5 protein-coding genes are annotated in these 6,379 nt (G+C 33.9%); all 5 read left to right on the forward strand.

Annotated elements, in window-relative coordinates:
* The first annotated feature begins 199 nt into the window (after positions 1 to 199).
* Positions 200 to 616: an HIT family protein gene (locus HNR50_RS19710; RefSeq protein WP_184748521.1), complete on the forward strand. Its 417-nt coding sequence runs from the start codon at positions 200 to 202 to the stop codon at positions 614 to 616.
* Between the two features lie 328 nt (positions 617 to 944).
* Positions 945 to 1,424 carry a GNAT family N-acetyltransferase gene (locus tag HNR50_RS19715; RefSeq protein WP_184748522.1) on the forward strand — a complete coding sequence of 160 codons (480 nt, stop codon included), beginning with the start codon at positions 945 to 947 and terminating at the stop codon, positions 1,422 to 1,424.
* A 21-nt stretch (positions 1,425 to 1,445) separates the two neighbouring features.
* Positions 1,446 to 2,915 (forward strand): hypothetical protein, encoded by a 1,470-nt coding sequence (locus tag HNR50_RS19720; protein WP_184748523.1) that lies wholly within the window; start codon positions 1,446 to 1,448, stop codon positions 2,913 to 2,915.
* Positions 2,916 to 3,050: 135 nt separating this feature from the next.
* Positions 3,051 to 4,376, forward strand: a complete 1,326-nt coding sequence (locus tag HNR50_RS19725; protein WP_184748524.1) for a DUF4424 family protein — start codon at positions 3,051 to 3,053, stop codon at positions 4,374 to 4,376.
* Positions 4,377 to 4,561: 185 nt separating this feature from the next.
* Complete coding sequence (locus tag HNR50_RS19730) at positions 4,562 to 6,082, forward strand: IS1182 family transposase (RefSeq protein WP_184748525.1); 1,521 nt, start codon at positions 4,562 to 4,564, stop codon at positions 6,080 to 6,082.
* Positions 6,083 to 6,379 lie beyond the last annotated feature (297 nt).

The raw sequence follows: 6,379 nt of genomic DNA on the forward strand, positions 1-6,379 counted from the left end.
GCTTTAAATTCAAACAATGATAAAATACTCGGTAGAACAATCGAATGAACAGTGACAGAGCCTATTGTCAGGGTATCTGCTACTTCACTTCGTTCTGGAGCAAATACCCCGCCAATTCCTTTCGCTTCGCTACAGGATCGAGTCTGCACGTTATTCGGGCGTTATATTTATTTAAATTGCAAACTAAAAAGAAGAATTAATGGAATGTAGATTTTGTGATATTGCGAATAAAAAAGTTATTTCCAAAATAGTGTATGAAGATAATAAAATTATTGCTTTTTTAGATCGTTTCCCAGTTAACCCAGGGCATGTTCTTGTTATCCCGAAAGAGCATTATTCCAGCATATGGCAGCTTGAAAATGAACTATATACCTCAATATTTAAAATAGTGAAACAGATTTCTAGTTCTATTCAAGAAGAAATAGAACCAGAAAAAATAGGTCTCTTAGTCGCAGGTTATGATATTGATCATTGCCATATTCATATTATTCCGATGTACTCTCGAGACGATGTTGCTACAAAACGTGTTCATAACAATGCATGGATAGAAGCAGATATTAAAGAGCAAGAAAAGCTTGCTATAAGACTTCGAAAAAGAATTTCATCTTTAAAATGAGTGTCCTCAAACTCCATCCTTGGAGTTTGGGAATATTGTACAAATTCGTCGAACTCATCACTTAACAGCAAGTTTATGCTACAGCCCTTCGGGCTTCCGGGCTCCGCCAAATTTTCCTCTGTCAAAATTATTGCTTTTAAGGTTATACTGCTATAAAACTATGATAGTTTGATATTGAAACGGTTTATTGGTTTATCATGCAGTAATTTCACCAGTCCTGCGGATCGGAAAACTTCAGATACTTGCGAACCGTTAAGTGACATGTCCGACTAGTCGGGATTATAGAACTCGCCTGTCCGTGGGCGAATAAAGATATTAGGAGTTATCATTGGTAAATATAATTCAAATACATGATGATAAAGAAAAATCAAATATAACTCGCAGAATATTAGAAAATTTACCGGAATGGTTTGGTGATAAAGAATCTCTTGAAAAATATGTTAATACTGTTAAAGGAAAGCCTTTTTATGCTGCAGTAGAAGAAAATAAAAATTCCATTGGTTTTCTCAGCTTAAAGCTACACAATAAATATACTGCTGATTTATATGTCACAGGAATCCTGAAAAAGTATCATAGACAAGGTATTGGAAAATTATTAGTACAAAGAGCAGAATCCTATCTGATGAAAAATAAATATAAGTTTTTTATGGTTAAAACTCTAGGAGAGTCATCCAGCGATGAGTCATATGCTAAAACAAGAAAGTTTTATTTTAGCCAAGGATTTTATCCTATGGAAGAAATCAAAGAGATATGGGGAGAGAAGAATCCCTGTTTGATAATGGTAAAGAATATTGAGAACGATTATTGAAAATCAAAATATAACCAAAAAATGCAACTGACAGCCCTACTGTCACAAATACTGCTATTCGCTTCGCGGCAGTATTTGCGCCAGCTTTACGGTCTGCAGCTGATTTTGGCGTTATATAGCAAAAAAGGTTTAAAAATGAAAAAAATACAATTTATTTTATTAGTTATTCTCATAATAAGTTGTTCAAATAATGATGAAAAAGATATTACGGCAACAGAGAATAGTGATAATATCAATAAAACTGAAGAACAAAATCAAAAAGAAACTGATATAAGTATTCCTCTACCAAAAGAGGAAATTCTCAAATCAAAATATCTATCGAAGAATGAGATACTAAGAGAAATTAATTCAAATATATTAACTTCAGAGAGTTCCGATTCAATAATTCTCCTTAATGATACAAATCTAAGATATTTGAATGAGTATGAAGAGCCTAATTTAGATATATTACTTGTTTATGATTCAGTAGAGAATCAAATGTTATTACACCCATTCGATTCTCTTTGCCTTGTAAATCAAGGAAGAACTAAAAATCTTGATTCTGTTAATCATCTTTCTGAAAGACTTGGAGAATTCTATGAATACTTCTACCTAACTGATTTTAACAATAATGGGATTAAAGAGATTTTTGGATTTCGCGTAACCGGAATATCATTTGAACCAGAAATTTGGGAATATCAAAATGGTGAATTTATTAATCTCTTTCCTCTAGAAAAAGATCTAGATCTACCTGTTTTAAACTATTTGGATATTACTGATGATAAAATTTCTGTTTGGTACGCTAGATATGGAAAAACGGATAATGATATTTATCAATATTATTGGGGTGACAGTAGTAATAGATTTTTAAGAAAAGCGCACATCATTGGAACTAATGAAATGCTAGAATCAGTTACTTCCGGTCAATATACGACTGATGAATTAATAAATGATGCTTTTAAAGAATATTTGGATCAATATCTAGAGGAAATTTCAGAATGGAGAAATACGACTGATATTACTGAGTTACCAAAACTAGAAATTACAGATATGGGACTTACTCTACCTGCTTCAACTAATCAATTGATGGATAATCCTCCTGTTTATTGGCATGAAAACGAATTTATTGGTTCAATTCCATTTATTGTCAAAATTCTTCCTGAGAATGAATCATCTTTATTTCTTCAGGAAATTGAGAATGCACTTTCTGATCATTATAAAACAAGACCAGATACCCAGGACATGGGATTTGAAAATCTAGATTCTACACAATTTTATACTGCTGCATTAGCCGAAGTATATGGTTTCTCTAGACTATTTGGTCCGACCATGGCAGGGAATAGAACATATCTTCTTATTAAGAAAGATAACCAATTTAGAGAATATAATGATTTGGGATCTATTCTTTACAATGGATATATACCTTGGAAGCCATCTGGTATGAATTTCTTATTAATTGAAGAATTTGAAGATGGCTCATTTAAAGTTATTAAAGAAGGTGCAGCTGGTTAAAAATCACTATATAACAAAGTTTTGCAGCAGAATTGCCTATGGCACAGTTTTTGAAGTCGCTTCGCTCAGTTCAAAAACTCCGCCATGCACGGCAATCAGCTGAAAACGACGTTATGTGGAATAAGGAGAATTTAATTGAGAAAATTATTATTAACTGTGATATTGATGTTCGGAATTCTATTAAGTTCCTATGCAAACGATTCATTTTCATATAGAGAATCAGGATCAGGATTGATTCTCTTAACAAAAAATGAAGGGATTTCTATGAGTTCTGAGTTATTAAAATATGATTATAATAACAAAAATTATGAGATCACCTACACTTTTGAAAATTTAACAACAAACGATCAAGATATTACAATTGCATTCCCTGTATCTAGCAATGGTTATGATGGTTATGAGATGGAACTATATAATACTGCTGAAGAATGGATGCAATCGACATATCATTTTGTAACTGAAATTGATGGTATTAGTTATGAACGCGAATTAATGAAATTAAAGCCTGAAAGCGCTACAATTGATTATGACTATGCTTTTGTTCTTGATATAAGCATTCCCAGTAAAAGCGATATTACAATAATTGATAAATATGGAAGCAAAGGTAATAGTGAATATTATTATGATTACTTTTATCCAAATAGTAATGATCTCCAAACAATGATCTGGTATACAGATATTAATCAAAAATATATCCTTGAAACAGCTAATAGTTGGTCTGGAACCATAACTGATTTTGAAACAGTTTATAGTGTCGGATTTTATAGTAACTTTTTCACTCTTGGAAATGACATATATTTCTTCAATAATAACCAGTTTCAATCAATCAGATTTGATTCTAACTACAACGAGATGAATCTAGAATATTCCGAAAATGCAGATACTGCTAGATTAAATTACACTATGGATTTTAATAATTTTGAACCAATAAAAAACCTAGAATCAGAACTTATCATTCGAAAAACTGACTCAATCAATGCATTAACATTTAGTGGTACAATATTCGAGTATCTTAATAGTAATTATTACAATATAGATCATATTAACTATATGCTAGATATGATTTTTAAGATTTTTCCTCAAGATCAATTCAATGACATATTATTTAATGCAATACTAAAAATGGATAAATATTATAACGACAATGAATTAAGAGATATGTATTTTTCTGATCATAAAAGCTATATAGCAACTGAAATAGTGACTTTATCTAGATTTTTTCTTAATAAATTGTTTGCACAAGAAGGTTATGTCTTTAATTCAGAGAAATGGAATAATATTTTCTCGTATTTTGATTGGTACAATCCAACAACAAAAAATGTTTCATTTAACTCATTAGAAGAATCACAAATTGAGAAGATTAAACAAATTCGAAGTACATATAGTACAATATCTGAAGAGGAATTATCAAATGATAACTTTTTGATGCCTAAATTACAGTTGCAATATCAAGGAAAATAAAACACCACATAACAATCGAATGAACCTGATTTTCCTATGTCAAGAATCCTGCTTTTCTGCTTCGCAGGCAGGATTCTCGCCATCTACGGAAAACAGGTTATTCGGGCGTTGAGGCTGTAGAATAAGTCATTTTCCTTTCAGTTATAAACCAATCGTGGTAAAAATTTCTTAACTGGGAGGGAAATATGGCTCGATACAAGTATTATTCCTATGAACAGCAGCTGATGATTCCTGTTAATCTAAAAAATCAGATTTTACCCGACACCTTTGAGCATACTTTAAATAGAGTAATAGATAGTCTCGATCTATCTGTCTTCAATAATAAATATGCAAATGATGAAACGGGAGCTCCCGCTTATGACCCGGCCATATTGCTGAAGGTTGTCCTTTTCGCCTATTCCCGGGGAATTATCAGCAGCCGGAAAATAGCCAGGCTCTGCGAAGAGAATATAGTTTGTATGGCATTGGCCGCCGACACAAAACCTCACTTTACTACTATCGCTGATTTCATATCCTCTATGGATCAGGAATGCATTTACCTATTCACAAAAATCCTCTCTATCTGCTATTCAGAGAACCTGATCGGAAAGAATATGTTTGCGATTGACGGTTGTAAGATTTCCTCCAATTGCTCGAAGGAATGGAGTGGAACAAAGGAAGAACTGCTAAATAAATCAGAGAAGATAAGGCGTTCTGTAAGTTATCTAGTTTCCAAACACAAAAGAACTGATGCCAATCTTGAAAATGACAAACAGAGGGAACGGGAGAAAAGAGCCATTGTTAATCTTACCGAACAGGCCAATAAAATATCAGCCTGGCTCGATGAAAATGAAGATAGGATCGGTGTTCAGAACAAACCGGTGAAGAGCAATATTATAGATAACGAAAGCGCCAAGATGTCCACTGGCCACGGTGTGGTCCAGGGATATAACGGTATTGCAGCAGTGGATGATAAGCATCAGCTGATAGTCTGGGCAGGAACCTATGGTGATGCCAATGAATCCAGGCATCTGGAAGAAGTACTTACCGGAATAGAGGATAACTGCAGAGAATCAGGTATTGATGAGAATATATATAATAAAGTGACAGTGACCGCCGATACGGGATATCACAGCAATCGCAATATGGATTTGCTTCAGGAAAAAAGAATAGATGCTTATATTCCAGACAACCAGTTCCGCAAAAGAGATATCAGATTCAAGGATGCCGGAGAACACAAAAAGCAAAGAGTTGTTAACTGGAAACCGAAGAAGGGAAAAAAGTATTTCCGACCGGATGATTTTCATTTCGATGCCATTACCGGAAGTCTTGTGTGCCCATCGGGATATCCCATGTGGTGTAAGGGAAGAAACTTCAAATCATCAACAGGCCTGACAGGGCAGGCATTCATGGGACATATAAAGAATTGCAAAATCTGTAAACTGCGGTCCAAGTGTCTGAGGAATAAGAATACGAAAGCCCGGCAAGTCGTAATTTTTGATAAGGTTGAAAACGCGACAGAGCAAATGAAGAGGAAAATCGATACTGCCTATGGGCGGAGTGTTTATTCTAAAAGAATGGGGATAGTCGAGCCGGTCTTTGGACATATAAGAGGAACTCTTAAACTGGATCGATTCTCTTTACGAACCCGGCAGAAGGTGAATAATCAATGGTTATTGTATTGTATGGTCCACAATATCGGGAAAATTAACCGGTATGGGAAATGAGAGAGAAAGAAAAGTAGAGAAATATAATGAGAACCCGTATAATGGGTGTGAAAAGGACCTAATTAGAGTTTAAAAGAACCTGGAAATATCCAAAGAAGCCCAATATTAGATATATCCTTATGGTAAACACGATCTTTTTAAGGGTTATTCTACAGCCTCGTTATCCAGCCTTCGGCCGCGAAGAATAGAATTTTATGCTTGTCGATAGCATCAAATGATACTATCATGAAGCTGTGAAACCACCGTACGATATTACAAAAACGATATTAAATTTATATGGGCAAATTACAGAGGCTT

The organism is Spirochaeta isovalerica, from assembly GCF_014207565.1.
In the GTDB taxonomy this organism is placed as follows: domain Bacteria; phylum Spirochaetota; class Spirochaetia; order DSM-2461; family DSM-2461; genus Spirochaeta_F; species Spirochaeta_F isovalerica.

Excerpts from the sequence above, each read along its gene's own strand:
- HNR50_RS19710 (WP_184748521.1), top strand. The coding sequence starts at position 200 with ATGGAATGTAGATTTTGTGATATTGCGAATAAAAAAGTTATTTCCAAA.
- HNR50_RS19720 (WP_184748523.1), top strand. The coding sequence starts at position 1,446 with ATGCAACTGACAGCCCTACTGTCACAAATACTGCTATTCGCTTCGCGG.
- HNR50_RS19730 (WP_184748525.1), top strand. The coding sequence starts at position 4,562 with ATGGCTCGATACAAGTATTATTCCTATGAACAGCAGCTGATGATTCCT.